Raw genomic sequence first — 19,471 nt, 5'->3', positions numbered from 1 at the left:
CACGCGTACCCATCCCGAACACGACCGTTAAGCCCTCCAGCGCCGATGGTACTTGGACCGAAGGGTCCTGGGAGAGTAGGACGTTGCCAAGCACAATTAGACCACTGTTGAGTAATCGACAGTGGCTTTTTTGCGTTTATTATAGGCTGTGGAAAACTTGTGGATAAACATTTGGATTTGCAGAAAAGTTACGCACATGTGGATAGATGATTGAAAGAGAAATAATCTCTAAATAGTGTGGATTAAATACATATTTATATGGATCTGTCAACAGAAAACCTAAGTAATACACGGGTTGCTGTGGATATAACCGGGATTATGTGGATAGAGCTATTGATAAGTGGATAACTATTTTAACTTGGATGTGACAAGATTTCAAGACTATTTTTAAAACTGCATAGAGCTGTGGATAACTAAAATAAAGTTATAAATAATGTAATAGATTAGCGCACAATTGAAGCTCTTGTTATACTTATCCTAAAAGTAATTTTATAAAGGATGAGGTGAGTTTGTGGTAATAAGACAGTTACGTTCAGAAGAATTCGATGCAAGCATGAACTTGTCAGAATATGCTTTTCAGTACAAGCTTCCTAGTGAAAAAAGGGCAAGTGCTAAGGAAAGATTCAAGGCTGAACAGGTATGGGGTGCTTTTGAGGACGGAACATTGGAAGCTAAATTGACGATTATACCTTTCCAAGTCTACATACAGGGCAGAGTGGTACCTATGGGTGGTATAGCAGGAGTGGCTACATGGCCAGAGAACCGCAGACAAGGACATGTGGCAAATCTATTGTCTCATGCGCTGCATACGATGAATGAGGCAGGTCAAACGCTCTCTTTTCTACACCCGTTCTTGATTCCGTTTTATCGTAAATTTGGCTGGGAGGTTTATTGTGAATATAAGAAATACTCTATTCCAGTAGCGAAGTTTCCCAAAAAGGTCGAAGTTGAGGGCAAGGTTAAACGGGATATAAAAGATATCGAAGTATTAGATAGCCTATACAATCGATTCGCTGTCAGATATAACGGGACACTTAAGCGCGATTTGGACTGGTGGGAGAACTCTGTTCTAGATGATGAAGGAAAGAGTGCAGTATTTTACTCCAAGAGTGGTGAACCAGAGGGATATGTGCTGTATAAGGTAGAGAACAGAGAACTGGTTATTGATGAATTTGTTTTTTTGAATGAACAAGCTCGGCAGGGGCTGTGGACATTTCTTGCGAACCATGATTCGATGGTGACCGGTGCATCCTTAAAGCTAGTGCCTTCGGATGACATGTTACCTTTCTTGCTGCCAGATCCACGTATAGGACAAGAGAATTATCCTTATTTTATGGGGCGGATTGTTAATGCCAAGTCATTCATTGAAACTTACGCCTTCAGAGGAAATAGTAGTCAAAAGAAGCAGCTAATATATATCGAAGATAAGTATGCACCTTGGAATGATGGGTTATGGGCATGGAATATCTCTAATGAGGGCTCGGCTACTTTGATACGAGTGGAAGGGGAACGGGCGGAAGCAGACTTGAGCTGTGATATAGGCACTTTGACGGCCTTGATGCTTGGATACAAACGACCAACAGAGATGGCTCGTTATGGAAGTGTCTCTGGCCACGCAGCAGCACTGGAATGGTTTGAAGAAATTATTCCACAAGCACAGACAGCTTTATTTGATCATTTTTAAAAATATAAGAAAGTATAAGTTTCACGCTATACATTATCCTTATATTTCTCGCATAAACGCTTATCGCCCTAATAAGGATACCGAAGGCGTTTATACTTGACAAAAATTAGGCTCTCCCCTTCGAAAGAAGTTGGGAGAGTTCTTTATTTCCGAATACATTCGCTGAAAAAAGTGAAAAATAAGAGAATCCACTTGGAATTAGCACAGAATATGTTATAATATTAAAAAGTCAAAGAAAGTCAAAGTCAACGAAGCATAATGACAGCGATCCGATCCTCTGAACACGTGGGATTATCCACAAATGTTTAAGTTCAATTAAAGACCATTGTCATTATGAATGCAAGTTGCAATCGGTATTATAAAGATTTAAGCACTGGAGGATGAGTGATGCGCAATATCTCTGATATTATCGAACAATATCTGAAGAATATTTTGCATGAAAGTCCCGAAGGTACGGTGGAAATCCAGCGAAATGACCTGGCGGACCAGTTCTCATGCGTACCGTCACAGATCAATTATGTCATCAGTACACGCTTTACTCTGGAAAAAGGTTATGTGGTGGAAAGTAAGCGTGGTGGCGGGGGATATATTCGTATTCAACGTTTTGAATTACCACCAAACGTGGCACTGCATGCCCATTTAAACCATACTATAGGTGGCGGGATTGATCAGAACGCTGCTGAAGGGCTGATTTATCAGCTGGAGGAAGCTGGTTTTCTAAGTAAGCGTGAAGCGTGCCTTATGCGCGCTGCTGTTTCTCGGGAATGCCTAACGGTTAAGATTCCATACCGGGATGAGATTCGTGCCAAGATTATGAAGGCGATGTTAATCTCTTTGTTAGGCAAATAATTGTCAACCATAAGGGAGGGGCTTTCGCTTATGCAATGCCAGGAATGTGGCGTCAAGCCGGCAACACTCCACTTCACTAAGATCGTGAATGGAGAGAAGACGGAGTTTCATATCTGCGAGAGCTGTGCACGGGAGAAGGGTGAACTCATTCCCGGAACGGCTGGAGGATTCTCCATCCACAGTCTGCTCTCAGGTCTGCTTGATCTTGAAGGTGCCGGCAAGGAGAAGTCGGCTGCAACGAAGACAACGCAGAGTCTGCAATGTGAGAATTGTGGGATGACGTACTCCCAGTTTAGTAAATTAGGCCGTTTTGGCTGTAGCTCCTGTTATGAATATTTTAACAGCGCACTGGACCCGCTTTTTAAGCGAGTGCACGGCAGTACTTCACATGTAGGTAAGATTCCGAAACGTGCAGGAGCTCAGATTGTGTTTAGACGCCAAATTGATGAACTCAAGCAGGAATTACAGCAAAGTATTACACAAGAAGAATTCGAGAAAGCAGCGGAGCTGCGAGATCAGATTCGTAAACTTGAAAAAGAAATAGCACAAGAGTAAAGTCTTTGATATATAGGGGGGATATGACATGTCAAGTCTCCGATTTACTGAACAAGCGCTTAGTGATTGGATGCGTTCTGGAGGTAGTCATTCTGAGATTGTAATTAGCAGTCGTATGCGTATTGCCCGTAATCTAGAGCATCTTCCGTTCCCAATGCTGGCTTCCTTAGAGCAATCGGAAGAAGTATTAGAGCTACTGGCTCCTGTGTTTCATGAGGAAGCAGCTGCAGATTTCGGATCTTTTCAACTCCTAAAGCTTGATGAAGTGAATGAACTGGACAAAAAGGTACTGGTTGAGAAGCATCTAATCAGTCCTAACTTGGCTAATGATTCGCGCAGTGCGGCTGTCTTATTAAATGAAGATGAGTCGGTCAGCATCATGATTAACGAAGAGGACCATCTGCGAATCCAATGTCTGTTTCCTGGTCTTCAGGTTAGAGAAGCATGGGATCGTGCGACGGCGATCGATGATATATTCGAGGCAGCTGTCAATTACGCTTTTGATGATAAAAGAGGATATTTGACTAGTTGTCCCACCAATGTTGGTACTGGGCTTCGTGCCTCGGTAATGCTGCATCTACCAGCGCTTGTAATGACTCATCAGATCAATCGCATATTGTCTGCAGTAAACCAAGTGGGATTGACTGTAAGAGGAATTTACGGTGAGGGTAGCGAAGCAGTAGGGAACATCTTTCAAATTTCTAATCAGATCACTCTCGGTCAAACGGAAAGTGAAATTATAGAGAACCTTCACAGTGTAGTTACCCAGATTATAGAGCATGAGCGAAATGCACGTGAACGGTTGCTTGTTGATTCCGCCCTGAGAATAACAGACCGAGTGAAACGTTCTTACGGAATTTTATGTTATGCAGCTCTTATGGAGCTTAAAGAATCTGCTCAACGCCTGTCTGATGTGAGACTTGGGGTTGACCTTGGCATTCTGGAAGGTCTTTCGATTTCAGTGCTTAATGAACTTAACGTTAAGACACAGCCAGGATTTCTGCAAAAGATGTTCGGCGATGAGCTGAACGCTACTGAACGAGATATGTATCGGGCAAAACTGCTCCGAGAGACACTGGGAACACAACATTAATATAGATATTTATTATTCATGGAGGTGCAGGAGATATGATGTTTGGAAGATTTACGGAACGCGCACAAAAAGTGCTAGCGTTGGCGCAGGAAGAAGCTGTTCGTTTAGGACACAACAATATTGGTACAGAACATATTTTGCTCGGACTTATTCGTGAAGGAGACGGCATTGCTGCTAAGGCATTAATAGCTTTAGGGCTAGGTCTTGAAAAAATCCAGGACGAAGTGGAGACACTGATTGGCAGAGGTCAAGAACAGCCTACGAACATTGCTTATACTCCTCGCGCTAAAAAAGTGATTGAGCTGTCGATGGACGAAGCCCGCAAATTGGGTCATACGTATGTTGGCACTGAGCATATTTTGCTTGGACTTATCCGTGAAGGGGAAGGTGTCGCAGCTCGTGTGCTTAATAACCTCGGCATCAGCTTGAACAAAGCTCGTCAACAAGTTCTTCAGCTCCTAGGAAGCAGCGAGGCTGCCTCTAGTCATAGCGGGACTCCGGCTAACGTCAGCACACCGACCCTAGATGGTCTTGCGCGCGATTTGACCGCCTATGCTAAGGAGGGCAATCTAGATCCAGTTATCGGCCGTAGTAAAGAAATTGAACGTGTTATTCAGGTACTGAGTCGCCGGACTAAGAATAACCCGGTACTGATCGGTGAACCTGGTGTTGGTAAAACAGCTATCGCTGAAGGACTTGCACAAAAGATTATCAATAATGAAATCCCAGAAACACTTCGCGACAAACGCGTCATGACGCTCGACATGGGCTCAGTAGTGGCTGGAACAAAATATCGCGGTGAGTTTGAAGACCGCCTCAAGAAAATTATGGATGAGATTCGCCAAGCAGGTAATATCGTGCTCTTTATCGATGAGCTTCATACGCTAATCGGTGCTGGTGGCGCGGAAGGTGCGATTGACGCATCTAACATTCTGAAACCGGCGTTAGCCCGTGGAGAACTTCAGTGCATTGGTGCGACTACGCTTGACGAATATCGTAAATATATTGAAAAAGATGCAGCATTGGAGCGTCGTTTCCAACCGATTACGGTGGATCAACCTTCTCCAGAGGAAGCGGTCCAAATTCTTTTCGGACTTCGCGATCGTTATGAAGCGCATCACCGTGTGAAGATTACGGATGAAGCTATAGTGGAAGCAGTGAAGTTGTCCGACCGTTACATCCCGGACCGTTTCCTGCCAGATAAAGCGATTGACCTTATCGATGAAGCAGGATCTAAAGTAAGGCTTCACTCTTACACCATCCCGCCAAATCTGAAGGAACTTGAAATGCGCTTGGATGATATCCGCAAGGAGAAAGATTCCGCAGTGCAGAGTCAAGAGTTTGAAAAAGCGGCGGCCTTGCGTGATACAGAGCAAAAAATCCGTGAAGAGCTTGATACGACTAAGAATCAATGGAAAGAAAAACAGGGTCGCACGGATTCAGAGGTTACACCTGAAGACATCGCACAGGTTGTAGCTAGCTGGACGGGTATACCTGTAAGCAAGCTGAAGGAAGAGGAGACCGACCGTCTACTTAACATGGAGGCTTTACTGCATGAACGAGTGATCGGTCAGGACGAAGCTGTTAAGGCAGTTAGCCGGGCACTACGCCGTGCGCGTGCGGGTCTTAAAGATCCGAAACGTCCAATGGGTTCCTTTATCTTCCTCGGTCCTACTGGTGTAGGTAAAACTGAGTTGGCTCGTGCATTGGCTGAAGCCATGTTCGGCGATGAGAATGCGGTCATTCGTATTGATATGTCGGAATACATGGAGAAGCACTCCACGTCCCGCTTAGTCGGAGCCCCTCCTGGATATGTTGGCTATGAAGAAGGTGGCCAATTAACCGAGAAGGTACGCCGTAAACCTTATTCTGTAGTGCTGCTTGATGAAATTGAAAAAGCGCACCCAGAAGTATTCAATATTCTGCTGCAAGTTCTTGAAGACGGTCGTTTGACTGACTCTAAAGGACGGGTAGTCGATTTCCGTAATACATTAATTATTCTGACTTCTAACGTAGGCGCACAAGCGATCAAGAAGAATTCGACACTTGGATTCACAGCTGTGCAAGATGCTGGAGCAGAATACGGTAATATGAAGGGCAAGGTTATGGAAGAGCTTAAGAAGAGCTTCCGTCCTGAGTTCTTGAACCGGATTGACGAAATCATCGTCTTCCATTCCCTCGATGAGAAGCATATTGCTGAAATCGTTACATTGATGTCTGATGAGCTGCGCAAGCGGCTGCGTGAATATGATGTTGATTTCGTTCTCACAGATGCGGCGAAGGCTTTCCTGGCTAAGGAAGGTTACGACCCAGCCTTTGGTGCACGTCCATTACGTCGTGCGATTCAGAAGCATATTGAAGACCGTCTTTCCGAGGAATTGTTGAGAGGAAATATCCAAAAGGGTGATTCGCTCAACATTGATGAAGTTGGCGGAGAACTTGTAGTGAATAAAGTGGATGCTCCTGTAGCTCCATTGCTTGAAAAAGAAGTAGAATCCGAATAAAAAAACGGAATAAAAAAAGCTTCCGCTCCTCAGTTTATAGAGGGGCGGAAGCTTTTTTAATATAAATTTATCACTTAAAAATATACATTTAGTACAAATTCCGAATGACCTTTCGTTAAAGGGGCAGAAATGGTAAACTTTCATTAGAAGAAAATATCCGCAATTTAAAAGTTCGGACCGTAAGGAGAACAAATGGCTAAACCAAAAACTAAATTTTTTTGCACCGATTGTGGATACGAATCGCCAAAATGGTTCGGAAAATGTCCCGGGTGCCAAGCTTGGAACTCCATGGTGGAGGAAACGGAAAGCGTAGTCAAAACACAGGGAATGAATGCCCCTATTTTTCATAGTAAAGAAAAGGCACAATCGATCATAAGTATAGAAAGTGACAAGGAACCGCGCATACTGACAGGTATAGGTGAGCTTAACCGTGTTCTCGGTGGGGGGATCGTGCCAGGATCGCTGGTACTAGTAGGGGGAGACCCAGGAATCGGTAAATCTACGCTCTTATTACAGACGTCGCATGCTCTGACAACTCAGGGATTGCGAGTGCTGTACATTTCGGGCGAAGAATCGGTAAGGCAAACTAAACTACGTGCGGATCGCCTCGGTGCGTTGTCAGCTGAGCTATATGTACTATGTGAGACGAATATGGAAAGCATAGAAGAAGCGATTGAACAAATTCAGCCGCAATTTCTTGTTATCGATTCGATTCAGACTGTATTTATGCCAGAAGTAACTAGTGCGCCAGGCAGTGTGACCCAGGTTCGGGAATGTACGACAAGATTTATGCGTATCGCTAAGATTCGGGGAATTGCTACAGTTCTCGTTGGGCATGTCACCAAGGAAGGCGCTATTGCAGGCCCACGGATGCTTGAACATATGGTGGATTGTGTGCTGTATTTTGAGGGAGAGCGGCATCATACGTATAGACTCCTGCGGGCTGTAAAGAACCGCTTCGGTTCAACGAATGAAATCGGCATTTTCGAAATGGGTGAAGTGGGTCTAACAGAAGTAGAAAATCCATCGGAGCTCTTCTTATCGGAGCGTCCACTCGGCGTAGCCGGATCTACAGTCGTGGCTAGTATGGAAGGGACTAGACCGGTGCTTGTTGAGCTTCAGGCTCTTATCGCTGCCACTCATTTCCCCTCCCCACGCCGGGTGTGCACAGGTATGGATCACCAGCGGATGGCACTCATTATCGCTGTACTTGAGAAGCGGATGGGCATGTTCCTGCAAAATCAGGATGCATACCTTAATGTTGCTGGAGGCGTGAAGCTGGATGAACCGGCGATAGATTTAGCAGTAGCTGTTAGTATCGCTTCCAGCTTTCGTGATATTTCAACAAAACCTTACGATGTTTTCTTCGGTGAAGTAGGACTTACAGGTGAAGTAAGAGGTGTTTCACGCGCGGAAATGCGTGTGAAGGAGGCCGCGAAGCTAGGCTTCCGGCGGGTGATCATGCCAGAGAAAAGTTTGAAGGGCTGGAAGCACCCGCAAGATATCCAGATTATTGGCGTCAGTACCGTAGCAGATGCACTATCGGTCGCGTTAGATTAGGGGGCACAGGGATTATGAAAGAATATAACCAATTAGAGAATATGAATGATCTGCTCAGACTGGCGGCACCGGGGACACCCTTTCGGGAAGGTCTTGAGAATGTGCTGCGCGCTAAGACGGGAGCACTAATCGTCGTTGGGTATAGTCCTGAGGTGATGGAGGTAGTGGATGGAGGATTCTCCATTAACTGCGATTTTTCGCCCAATTATTTATATGAGCTCGCCAAAATGGACGGTGCCATTATTCTTAGTGAGGATTTGAAACGAATTTTGTATGCAAATACACAGCTAATTCCGGATTCGTCCATCTCTTCAATCGAGACAGGCATTCGTCACCGGACCGCCGAGCGCGTAGCGAAGCAAACAGGTAAACTGGTTGTTTCTATTTCACAGCGCCGCAATATTATTACCCTGTATCAAGGTTCCATTCGGTATGCGTTAAAAGAAATCGGAGCTATTTTGGCTAAAGCTAATCAAGCGATTCAGACCCTCGAAAAGTACAAAGCGGTTCTTACACAAGGACTGACGAATTTGTCTGCTTCGGAGTATGAGGGAATCGTCACCGTAGCTGAAGTGGTCGGAGTGATTCAGCGGGTAGAGATGGTTCTACGCATAAAAATGGAGATCAAACGATATATAAATGAACTAGGCAATGAAGGACGCTTAATCAGCATGCAGATGGAAGAACTGGTTGGAAATACAGAGGAAGAAGCATGGCTCCTATACAGAGACTATGCTAAGGAAGAGCAAGAAGATAAAATTCGTGAAATTATTGCCGGTCTCAAACGTATTAGTGATGATGACCTAATGGATGACAACCATATTGCTCGATTGCTGGGCTACTCTTCTACGGCAATTTCTTCCGAAGAGGTGGTTACTCCGCGTGGATATCGTCTGCTCAACAAGATTCCACGGCTTCCAAATGTGATCATTCATAATCTGGTGGAGCGGTTTGAAATGCTGCCTAATTTGATGTCTGCAAGCATAGCTGAACTGGATGAAGTGGACGGAATTGGGGAGGTGCGGGCTCGTAATATTCAGGATGGGCTCAAACGTTTACAGAAGCAAGTTCTTATTGACAGGCAAATGTAAATAACATACAATCACGTAATATTGGAGCTGTTTAAGGCCAATGTGAGAAAATTGAGGTGAAGAAATGATACAAAAATCAATTCCGAGTCTTTTTACCATAGGTAACTTGATGCTCGGAATGTTTGGTATCATGATGGCGTTTGACGGTAAAGTTAGCATGGCCGCTATCATGGTTATTATTGCTATGCTGTTAGACGGATTGGATGGCCGAGTTGCTCGTGCACTTAAATGTGAGAGTGAATTTGGTAAGGAACTGGACTCTTTGTCTGATGTCGTTTCTTTTGGAGTAGCACCGGCTGTTATTATGTACGTCTCAAGCCTGCATGATTTAAATTCTGCATTAGCCTGGACAGTAACTGCAATTTTCCCGGTGTTTGGTGCATTGCGCCTAGCTCGCTTTAATGTTCATCCAGGAGTTCCTGGTTATTTCATCGGATTGCCAATTCCTGCTGCTGGTGGTGTGCTTGCCACATTAGCTCTTTTTAATAAAGATGTTTCTGCTCCATTTATGATCGTGGCTACATTGCTCTTATCATATTTGATGGTCAGCACTGTTAAATATCCTAATTTTAAGAAGGTTGGATTACCTAAAAAAGTGGTTGTCGGAGCGCCAGTAGTCATTGTTGTTGCCGTGGCTGTTGCTGTTGTGTTCCCTGAACAAATCGCTAAGCTAATCTTCGTCTTACTTGGGATTTACGCGTTATATGGTTTTAAACAAAACATCGATCGATTGACAGCCAGACGCCGTCACCGTCGTAGAAGACGTTCTGAAGATAAAGTGTATCACTCGAAGAACGGTTAAAGCAGTCTTGTAGTAAGGTTGAACTAATATAATTATAGCTAGAGGCTTTGTCGTCCTTAGGGGATGGCAAAGCCTTTTTGCATTTCCAGCGCTACCCCAAGTTTATCGTCTTGAAAATTGGAACATACTGGTGAGGTATAGATCATTCAAGGATGAATAAAAAGGAGGTGCGTTAGGTTATGTGGAAAAAAGTGATATTGTCTTTTGCTTTAATATGTGGTGCTTGGTCTGGTTTTTCGCTATACCATGCGCTTGAAAAAGGATTCCCCAAGGGGATGGAAAAGCTGAGTGAAAGTTTACCTGTAGAAGGAAGCATTTTATTTACGGTGCTGGGTGCCATTATTTTTTTGTTTGCGGGGTCTTTATGCGCGGAATGGGGAGGTTCAAAACTGCGGGAGGCGGTTCTGTACTGTTCGCGTATACCAATGAATGAATTGGCTGCAGGTGCAGCTGGGCTTACAGGAGGGCTTTTGCTATCTCTTCTGTTATATCCTGCTATGATTTGGCTTGGAAAAGCTGGGCAGTTGCTGCAGGTACCCGTTACGTTAGCTTTTGGATATATGGGGCTGCGGATCGGTCTGGAGAAAAAAGAGGAACTAGCTGCACTTTGGACAACTGGACGCTGGGGGCAAGCGGCTGAACCGGAAGGTCGTGGCCTGGAGGAACATAAAATCCTCGATACGAGCGTTATTATTGATGGTCGGATCGCCGACATTTGCAAAACTGGATTTATTGAGGGAACGATTGTCATACCGGAATTCGTACTTGAGGAGCTCCAGCATATCGCAGATTCTTCCGATCTACTGAAACGTAATCGCGGACGGCGGGGACTTGATATTCTCAATAAAATCCAAAAAGAGCTCGATGTGAAGGTATTAATCTACGAGGGAGATTTTGAAGAAATCTCTGAGGTGGATAGTAAGCTGGTGAAGTTAGCGAAGGTACTGCGAGGTAAAGTAGTTACCAATGACTTTAACTTGAATAAGGTTTGCGAATTACAAGGAGTCTCAGTCCTGAATATTAATGATCTTGCGAATGCCGTGAAGCCCGTAGTGTTGCCTGGTGAGGAAATCGTAGTTCAGGTCATTAAGGATGGCAAAGAGCATGGACAAGGCGTAGCCTATTTAGACGATGGAACAATGATCGTTGTGGAAGGCGGACGGGAATATATTGGAACTACGATGGAGGTTCTCGTCACGAGTGTGCTTCAAACTTCAGCTGGACGGATGATATTTGCGAAGCCAAAGCTCTTGGAAAAAGCACAATAAGCGTAGATAAAGTACACGGCAAATGTCCTATGGGTTGGAAATGCCCGCCAAACACGTTATGATGGGAATATACGTGAAAGACAGGAGCCAGAGTAATGTCAAACAGTGTGGGCGTCGTCATTGTGGCGGCAGGCAGAGGAACGCGAATGGGGACTGTAGAGAGCAAGCAATATCTGTTACTGCAGGGGAAACCAATCATCGTTCATACGCTGGAAGTATTTCAGCAGCACGAATTGATTTCTGAAATCGTGCTCGTAACCGGTAAGGAAGATATTGAGCGCTGCCGGGAATGGATACAGCTCTATAAGCTGGACAAGGTTAAGGCTATAGTACCTGGTGGATCTGAGCGTCAGCATTCCGTACATAAAGGATTGTTGAAACTTACGACACAGTGGGTAATGGTACATGATGGTGTTCGTCCGTTTGTGCAGCCGAATGAAATTGAGGCATGTTATGAGCGAGCGAAGCAGATCGGTGCTTCAGTTCTTGCTGTACCAGTCAAAGATACGATCAAACAGGTAGATAACGAAGGCAAAGTACTGTCTACGCCGGATCGGCGAAGTCTGTGGGCGATTCAAACCCCGCAGACTTTTCGTCTTTCTGAATTGCTGGATGCCTATGCGGCCGCGGAGCGGGATGGATTTCTAGGTACTGATGATTCCAGCTTGGCAGAACGTGCTGGTATTCCGGTTTCTGTGGTAGAGGGAAGCTACAGAAATATTAAGATTACGACGCCAGATGATTTGGATTTTGCAGAATTCACAGAAAGAAACAGGGGAGAGGGACAATCATGATCGCTGTAGGACAAGGGTTTGATGTACATCAACTGGTTGAGGGAAGGCCTTGTATTATTGGAGGCGTTACGATTCCTTATGAAAAAGGATTAGTAGGACATTCCGATGCCGATGTGCTGCTGCACGCAGTAAGTGACGCGATTCTAGGCGCACTAGGACTTGGTGATATTGGCAGACATTTTCCGGACACAGATCCAGCGTTTAAGGACGCGGATAGCTTGAAATTATTAGAACAAGTGTGGGCACTTGCTAGCGAGCGAGGTTATAAGCTTGGAAATATCGATTCAACGATTATTGCCCAAAAACCAAAGATGGCGCCATACATTCCACAAATGACGGAGATTATCGCTCGTGCGCTTCACGCGGACCCGTCCAAGGTGAACGTTAAAGCTACGACTACTGAACAGCTTGGTTTTGCCGGTCGTGGTGAAGGAATTGCCGCACAATCTATTGTCTGTCTACTCCAAGATGTGATATCATCTTGAGATGGTCTAAGTAGCAAATCTAAGTTTTAACCATATGAAGCGGAGGGAATATAATGACGGATCAAGTCCGGGTGCGTTACGCACCGAGCCCTACGGGACATTTACATATAGGTAACGCCAGAACGGCGCTGTTTAACTATCTGTTCGCCCGTAATAAAGGCGGTAAATTCATTATCAGAATTGAAGATACAGACGTGAAGCGCAATGTCGCAGGCGGTGAAGAGAGCCAGCTTAAGTATTTGAAATGGCTAGGCATGGATTGGGATGAGAGTGTTGATGTTGGCGGAGAGTACGGACCTTACCGCCAGACTGAACGTCTTGACCTATATCGTGTATATTGGCAGGATTTGCTGGATAAAGGTTTGGCTTACCGCTGTTACTGCACAGAGGAAGAACTGGAAGCAGAACGTGAAGAACAGACTGCACGTGGAGAAACCCCTCGTTATTCCGGCAAACACCGTGATTTGACGGAAGAACAACGCCTTGCCTTTGAAGCTGAGGGACGAGTAGCTAGCATTCGCTTCCGTGTACCAGAAGATCGTACGTACACGTTCGATGATATCGTAAAAGGTACTATTTCTTTTGATACGAAAGAAATGGGTGATTTTGTTATCGTGAAGAAGGACGGAATTCCGACCTATAACTTTGCGGTAGCTGTTGATGATTATTTGATGGCTATCACCCATGTACTACGTGGGGAAGATCATATTTCCAACACACCACGTCAGCTTATGATCTATGAGGCTCTTGGTTGGAAACCCCCAATATTTGGTCATATGACACTGATTGTCGGTGACAACCATAAGAAGCTTAGCAAGCGGGATCAATCTGTAATTACATTTATTGAGCAATATGATGAATTGGGTTACTTGCCTGAGGCTTTGGTTAACTTCATTTCTCTACTGGGCTGGTCGCCAGAGGGAGAAGAGGAGATCTTCAGTAAAGAAGAACTTATTTCTATTTTTGATGCGGACCGTTTGTCCAAAAGTCCGGCTGTATTCGATAAGCACAAGCTGGCGCATCTAAATAATCACTATATTAAGCATGCTGATCCTAAACGGATCTCGGCATTAGCGATTCCACATCTGCAAAAAGCGGGGAAAATACCGGCTGAGCTGAATGATGAGCAGCAGGCATGGGCAGAAAGCCTTGTAGCACTGTATCAAGAGCAGATGAACTCTGCCTCCGATATCGTAGAGCTATCTGAACTATTCTTCCGCAGCCATCTGGAGTTAGAAACAGAAGCGGCGCAGGTTCTGGCGGAAAGCCAAGTGCCTGAAGTCTTGTCTGCTTTCCTAGCTAAGGTTGAAGCTTGTCAGGATTTCAGTGCTAGTAATATGGCTGTACTGATTAAGGAAGTGCAGAAAGAAACAGGGCACAAAGGCAAAGCGCTCTTTATGCCGATACGTGTGGCTTTGACCGGACAAACGCACGGGCGTGATCTTAATATAACGATTGCTTTGCTCGGCCAAAACCGTGTCATCGAACGTTTGAAATCACAAATTAAAGGAGCTTAAGGTAGTATTACTTATCATTAAGCCTCTTGTCAGTCCCTTATCTTTTACGCTAAGATAGAAACATATGATAATAGCTGTGATCAGGAGAAGTACGTCCATAAAGGCAATTGCCAGAGAGAATAACCGAGAAAGGGATACCCTTTCGGGCTGGGAGTTATTCATTTGTCCGGGGCAGAACATGCGCCTGTGAGCTGCACGGTTGAACGATCCTAAAGGCTCGTTAGACCGTGCCGGGTACATCGCCGTTAATGATGCCAAGTGGAACGAAGGAACTCTGCCGATGGTAACAACAGCAGTCTGTTTGATTCGTTCAAGCAGAGTGGAACCGCGGTTAAACGTCTCTGCAGCTTTATGCTGCAGGGGCTTTTTTTGTTTCAGGGTATCTTTTCTAATATAACAAACCAAGCAAACACCCACAGCATATGTATGATAAGAATAATGGATTGGAGACAATACCTTCCTTGTGTACCTGTAAACAGGAGATGGGGGAGTCAAGAAGAGAGGAACCGTGATGTTTAAGCATATTAAGTCGGACATTCGGGCGGTATTTGATAACGATCCCGCTGCCCGCAGCTGGTTCGAGGTTGTCTTCACATATGCAGGGTTGCACGCCATTTGGGGTCACCGGATTGCCCATTCTTTTTTCAAACGCCGCTGGTATACAATGGCCCGTATGGTCTCACAGTTTAGTAGATTTATGACCGGTGTTGAAATCCATCCCGGAGCTGTCATCGGAAATAGGCTGTTTATCGACCATGGTATGGGGATTGTTATTGGGGAAACCTGTGAAATCGGTGATGATGTTATTATCTATCAAGGTGTTACACTTGGGGGGACAGGGAAAGAAAAAGGTAAGCGCCATCCCACAGTTGGCAACAATGTAGTTATTGGTTCTGGTGCGAAGGTATTAGGATCGTTTCGTATCGGCGACAATTCAAATATAGGTTCGAATGCGGTTGTGCTGCGTGAAGTTCCAAATAACAGTACAGTAGTAGGAAATCCGGGCCGTGTAGTAAAACGTAACGGTGAACGTGTATCCGATCGCTTGGATCATACCAAGATGCCAGACCCGCTTGTAGATTCACTTCGCTTTCTGCAAAAAGAGATCGAAGAGATCAGAGAGAAGCTTGGCGAAGAAGATAAGCAAAAGACCGCGCAGCGGCTAGTCGAAACTCAGCAGTACATTGGTGATTACGAAATTTAAGCATATCCGGTACTTAAGGAATCGGGACAACAGAAAGGGTTGGAATAGGATGGCTTTACAAATTTACAACACAATGACACGCAGCAAGGAGCAGTTTGTGCCCCAAGAGTCGGGCAAAGTGAAAATGTATGTATGTGGTCCAACCGTTTATGGATATATGCATATCGGAAATGCTAGACCTATTATTGTCTTTGATATGGTCCGGAATTATTTGGAGCAACTCGGCAATGAGGTACGGTATGTTACGAACTTCACAGATGTAGATGATAAACTGATACGCAAAGCAGAAGAAATGAACACTTCAGTAGCAGAGGTTGCTGAGATTTTTATTAATGCTTATCGTGAGGATCTTGAAGGGCTTGGAGTAAAACCGGCAACATTGAATCCGCGGGTAACAGAAAGCATGGAGCTGATCATTGGATTCATTAAAGAGCTCGAGGAAAAAGGGTATGCCTACGAGAGTGGTGGCGATGTATACTACCGTACTTCCAAATTTGAAGACTATGGTAAGCTGTCCCGTCAGAATCTAGATGAATTACAGTTTGGTATTCGCGTGGAGGTAGACTCACGGAAAGAGAAACCTGAGGACTTTGTGCTGTGGAAAGCAGCAAAACCAGGTGAAGTGTACTGGCAGAGCCCGTGGGGAAATGGACGCCCAGGCTGGCATATTGAATGCTCGGCCATGGCAAGAGAGTTCTTGGGGGATACGATGGACATCCACGGGGGTGGACAAGATTTGCAGTTCCCGCATCATGAATGCGAATGCGCTCAGACAGAAGCTCTGACGGGTAAGCCACTCTCTAATTATTGGATGCATAATGGATTTATCAACATCGGTGATGAAAAAATGTCGAAATCATTGGGTAACGGATGGCTTGTGAAAGATATCCGTGGGCAATTTAAAGCTGGAACTATTCGTTATTTCATGCTATCGACCCATTATCGTAATCCGTTGAACTTCTCGGTGGATTCAATGACTTCAGCTGAAAAGAGCGTAGAACGTATCTCACTTGCAGAAAGTAACGTTAAGCATCGTCTTGAACTTGCTGCTGAAGGTGCTCAGGGTGAGGTCAGCTTAGAGATTAATGATAAGTTATCTGCTATTGTGGCCAATTTTCATGCTAGAATGCAGGATGACTTTAATACCCCTGATGCGATTACGGCTATGTTTGATTGGGTGAGTCTTGCAAACCATACCCTTGCGAATAGTGAAGCAGCCCCTGCTGATTTTGCTGCGTTGCTGCAAGCTTTTGGGGAAATGAATGCTGTGCTGCGTTTGACACCTGAGCATGAGGAAGAAGAGATCGCGAGTGAAGAAGTTGAACGATTGATCGCGGAGCGGGTTGAAGCGCGTAAGAATAAGAATTGGAGCCGGTCCGATGAGATTCGTGATGAATTAGGTCGCTTGGGCATATTGCTTGAGGATACTCCGCAAGGAATGCGGTGGCGGCGGAAATGAGTGAGGAACGCAAGTTTCAGAACGGGTGGTTTCCTTACGAGCCTTCCAAACCTGCGCGACTCCTCTCGCCAATTGTGCTTGCCTATGTAGGAGATGCCATTTATGAAGTGTCAGTTCGCCAGTATTTAGTATCTCTTCCGAATTTGCGCCCAAACCATTTACATCGCTCTGCTACAGGACTTGTATCCGCTAAGGCGCAGAGTGCAATTCTTGGATTTTTGGAGCCAAGTCTCACGGAAGAGGAAAAAGATGTCGCCCGTCAGGGGAGAAATGCTAAATCGGGAAGCATTCCTAAGAATGCAGATGTGCTTGAATACCGTCATGCTACTGCTTTTGAGTGTCTGATAGGTTACTTGTACTACACAGGTCAACAGGAGAGAATACAAGAAATTGTGAACAGTGGCATACAGTTTATGTTGAAACAGCCGTGATAAGGCTTTTGCGAAATAGAGAATAGGAGAAGTGAACATGGAAGAAGATTTGAAGACAGAAGAGGAAATATTGGCCGGGAAGCATTCAGTGCTTGAGGCGCTTCGTGCGGGTCGTACATTAAATAAAATATGGATTGCAGAAACGGCTCAGAAGCATCTGACCGCACCAATCGTCGCTGAAGCACGTAAAGCGGGGATTGTCATTCAGCATGTGGACAAGCGTAAGCTGGATCAGCTTGCTCCTGGAGTTCAACATCAGGGGGTAGTTGCTCAAGCCGCACCTTTTGCCTATGTCGAGGTAGATGATCTGCTGGCTGCAGCTGAAGCCAAAGGAGAGCCTGCATTCTTGATTTTGCTGGATGAGATCGAAGATCCTCATAACCTGGGGTCCATTCTGCGGACAGCAGATTGTACTGGAGTGCACGGAGTAATCGTACCTAAACGTCGTTCGGCTCAGATTACTGCTACCGTCTCCAAAACATCGGCGGGTGCCGTGGAATATGTTCCGGTTGCGCGGGTGACTAACCTAGGTCAGACCATTGATCGTCTGAAAGAGCAGGGAGTCTGGGTAGTAGGTACGGATGTGGATACAGATCAGAATCTGTTTGGATCCAATATTTTCACAGGACCGGTAGCTGTTGTAATCGGTAATGAGAATAAAGGAATGGGACGCCTGATTCGTGAAAAATGTGATGTATTACTTAAGCTGCCGATGGCCGGAAAGATCAATTCATTAAATGCCTCTGTCGCCGCAGGAGTCATTATGTATGAAGTGGTACGCCTTCGGCAACAGCAGGGATAACTATGGGCGACTGGCGCGATGTGCTGCTTGTGGACGGGTACAATATGATCGGTGGCTGGCCGGAACTTGCGGCACTGTCCCAGATTGGTATGCAGGAAGCACGCGACCGCTTGATGGATTTGCTGGCTGATTACCAGGCTTACTCAGGACGACGAGTTATTGCTGTGTTTGATGCATATCGCGTTCCAGGATTGGGTCGGTCATTTGTCCAGGGCAAAGTCCAGGTGTTTTTCACCAAGGAAAAAGAAACCGCAGATGAATGCATTGAGCGATTGGTTGGAGAATTTAGCAACCGACGTCGGCAGATCTATGTTGCAACAAGTGACTTTGTGGAGCAACATATTATTTTCGCCCAAGGTGCACTGCGGATTTCTGCAAGAGAATTGCACCTAGAAATTGAAGAGAACCAGAAACAAGTGAAAAAAGCTATCGAACCGGGAAGTATCAGCTCTACACGTCATTCTTTGGAAGACAAACTGCCTCCTGATGTGCGGAGTAAACTGGAAAATTGGCGTAGGCAGTGACAAGAGGAAAGATTTAGGTAATATTTTTATTCCATTTTATGCTATTCCAGATTGTTTTTGGACAAATCCGGTTGACGGTGTAAGGTAACATAATATATACTGATCCTATATTTCGCGAAGTAACGATGTGTCTTGCGTTGCAGCCGGGGGGATTCTTGGTGAGTGTCGACCTCAAGGAAATAATGCTATCCGAGTATGATTTCATAAGTGATGAAGATATTGTCGAGGCTTTCCGTGGTGGCGACAGTGGCGCATTGGAACACTTAATTAATAAATACCGTAATTTTGTACGTGCTAAAGCCCGCTCTTATTTCTTGATCGGGGCAGATCGTGAAGATATTGTTCAAGAAGGAATGATTGGTCTATATAAGGCTATTCGTGACTTTAAAGGTGACAAGCTCTCTTCATTCAAGGCTTTTGCTGAGCTCTGCATAACACGTCAGATTATAACTGCTATTAAGACGGCCACGCGTCAGAAGCATATTCCGCTCAATTCTTATGTTTCTTTGGATAAGCCCATTTATGATGAAGATTCCGACCGGACGCTTATGGATGTCATTTGTGGAACTCAGGTACTAGATCCAGAAGAGCTAATTATCAATCAAGAAGAATTCATTGGACTTGAAGATAAGATGGCGGAGATTTTAAGTGACCTAGAGCGTAAGGTTCTGATGTTGTATTTAGACGGACGATCTTATCAGGAAATTGCTGAAGATCTGAAGCGGCATGTGAAATCTATTGACAACGCTTTACAACGAGTAAAGCGGAAATTAGAAAGATATCTAGAAGTGCGTGACAATTAATGATATAATGAACACAAGAGGGCTCGTACATCGAGTTCTTTTTTTT

General features: G+C 45.0%; 18 protein-coding genes and 1 rRNA gene. All 19 read left to right on the top strand.

What is annotated here, in order from left to right:
* Window positions 1-92 (top strand): 5S ribosomal RNA (gene rrf / locus ACQKMP_RS29885); the annotation flags it as partial.
* Window positions 93-511: 419 nt separating this feature from the next.
* Entirely contained in the window at window positions 512-1,684 is a 1,173-nt protein-coding gene (locus tag ACQKMP_RS29880; RefSeq protein ID WP_427472466.1) for a GNAT family N-acetyltransferase, read from the top strand.
* Between the two features lie 387 nt (window positions 1,685-2,071).
* On the top strand, window positions 2,072-2,533 hold the full coding sequence (locus ACQKMP_RS29875) for a CtsR family transcriptional regulator (protein WP_042131251.1): 462 nt from the start codon (window positions 2,072-2,074) through the stop codon (window positions 2,531-2,533).
* Between the two features lie 30 nt (window positions 2,534-2,563).
* On the top strand, window positions 2,564-3,088 hold the full coding sequence (locus tag ACQKMP_RS29870; RefSeq protein WP_042192214.1) for a UvrB/UvrC motif-containing protein: 525 nt from the start codon (window positions 2,564-2,566) through the stop codon (window positions 3,086-3,088).
* Window positions 3,089-3,116: 28 nt separating this feature from the next.
* Window positions 3,117-4,181, top strand: a complete 1,065-nt coding sequence (locus ACQKMP_RS29865; protein WP_042192210.1) for a protein arginine kinase — start codon at window positions 3,117-3,119, stop codon at window positions 4,179-4,181.
* 35 nt (window positions 4,182-4,216) lie between these two features.
* Complete coding sequence (gene clpC / locus ACQKMP_RS29860) at window positions 4,217-6,685, top strand: ATP-dependent protease ATP-binding subunit ClpC (RefSeq protein WP_042131248.1); 2,469 nt, start codon at window positions 4,217-4,219, stop codon at window positions 6,683-6,685.
* Between the two features lie 192 nt (window positions 6,686-6,877).
* Window positions 6,878-8,245 (top strand): DNA repair protein RadA, encoded by a 1,368-nt coding sequence (gene radA / locus ACQKMP_RS29855; RefSeq protein WP_042131247.1) that lies wholly within the window; start codon window positions 6,878-6,880, stop codon window positions 8,243-8,245.
* A 14-nt stretch (window positions 8,246-8,259) separates the two neighbouring features.
* Window positions 8,260-9,336, top strand: a complete 1,077-nt coding sequence (disA, locus tag ACQKMP_RS29850) for a DNA integrity scanning diadenylate cyclase DisA (RefSeq protein ID WP_042131246.1) — start codon at window positions 8,260-8,262, stop codon at window positions 9,334-9,336.
* A 64-nt stretch (window positions 9,337-9,400) separates the two neighbouring features.
* Window positions 9,401-10,138, top strand: a complete 738-nt coding sequence (gene pssA / locus ACQKMP_RS29845; protein ID WP_042192208.1) for a CDP-diacylglycerol--serine O-phosphatidyltransferase — start codon at window positions 9,401-9,403, stop codon at window positions 10,136-10,138.
* A 179-nt stretch (window positions 10,139-10,317) separates the two neighbouring features.
* Window positions 10,318-11,406, top strand: coding sequence for a PIN/TRAM domain-containing protein (locus tag ACQKMP_RS29840; RefSeq protein ID WP_339267430.1), 1,089 nt, complete (start codon window positions 10,318-10,320; stop codon window positions 11,404-11,406).
* 95 nt (window positions 11,407-11,501) lie between these two features.
* Window positions 11,502-12,200 (top strand): 2-C-methyl-D-erythritol 4-phosphate cytidylyltransferase, encoded by a 699-nt coding sequence (gene ispD, locus ACQKMP_RS29835; RefSeq protein WP_042192206.1) that lies wholly within the window; start codon window positions 11,502-11,504, stop codon window positions 12,198-12,200.
* Window positions 12,197-12,685, top strand: coding sequence for a 2-C-methyl-D-erythritol 2,4-cyclodiphosphate synthase (ispF, locus tag ACQKMP_RS29830; RefSeq protein ID WP_042192203.1), 489 nt, complete (start codon window positions 12,197-12,199; stop codon window positions 12,683-12,685). Before ispD ends, ispF begins: the two co-directional genes overlap by 4 nt.
* 53 nt (window positions 12,686-12,738) lie before the next feature.
* On the top strand, window positions 12,739-14,202 hold the full coding sequence (gene gltX / locus ACQKMP_RS29825; protein ID WP_339267428.1) for a glutamate--tRNA ligase: 1,464 nt from the start codon (window positions 12,739-12,741) through the stop codon (window positions 14,200-14,202).
* Between the two features lie 511 nt (window positions 14,203-14,713).
* The gene (cysE, locus tag ACQKMP_RS29820) at window positions 14,714-15,406 is read left to right on the top strand and encodes a serine O-acetyltransferase (protein WP_042192199.1); all 693 of its coding nucleotides are present in this window, start codon (window positions 14,714-14,716) and stop codon (window positions 15,404-15,406) included.
* A 49-nt stretch (window positions 15,407-15,455) separates the two neighbouring features.
* Window positions 15,456-16,865: a cysteine--tRNA ligase gene (gene cysS, locus ACQKMP_RS29815; protein WP_042192197.1), complete on the top strand. Its 1,410-nt coding sequence runs from the start codon at window positions 15,456-15,458 to the stop codon at window positions 16,863-16,865.
* On the top strand, window positions 16,862-17,296 hold the full coding sequence (locus ACQKMP_RS29810) for a Mini-ribonuclease 3 (RefSeq protein WP_042192194.1): 435 nt from the start codon (window positions 16,862-16,864) through the stop codon (window positions 17,294-17,296). Before cysS ends, ACQKMP_RS29810 begins: the two co-directional genes overlap by 4 nt.
* Before the next feature lie 37 nt (window positions 17,297-17,333).
* On the top strand, window positions 17,334-18,098 hold the full coding sequence (rlmB, locus tag ACQKMP_RS29805; RefSeq protein ID WP_042131237.1) for a 23S rRNA (guanosine(2251)-2'-O)-methyltransferase RlmB: 765 nt from the start codon (window positions 17,334-17,336) through the stop codon (window positions 18,096-18,098).
* Window positions 18,099-18,100: 2 nt separating this feature from the next.
* On the top strand, window positions 18,101-18,622 hold the full coding sequence (locus ACQKMP_RS29800; protein ID WP_427472461.1) for an NYN domain-containing protein: 522 nt from the start codon (window positions 18,101-18,103) through the stop codon (window positions 18,620-18,622).
* Between the two features lie 158 nt (window positions 18,623-18,780).
* Window positions 18,781-19,425: an RNA polymerase sporulation sigma factor SigH gene (sigH, locus tag ACQKMP_RS29795; protein WP_036680496.1), complete on the top strand. Its 645-nt coding sequence runs from the start codon at window positions 18,781-18,783 to the stop codon at window positions 19,423-19,425.
* The last annotated feature ends 46 nt before the right edge of the window (window positions 19,426-19,471 follow it).

The organism is Paenibacillus sp. NPDC101420, from assembly GCF_050277435.1.
Classification (GTDB): domain Bacteria; phylum Bacillota; class Bacilli; order Paenibacillales; family Paenibacillaceae; genus Paenibacillus_AQ.
Note: the sequence above shows the minus strand (reverse complement) of the source record. Positions and strands in the feature narration are given on the sequence as shown.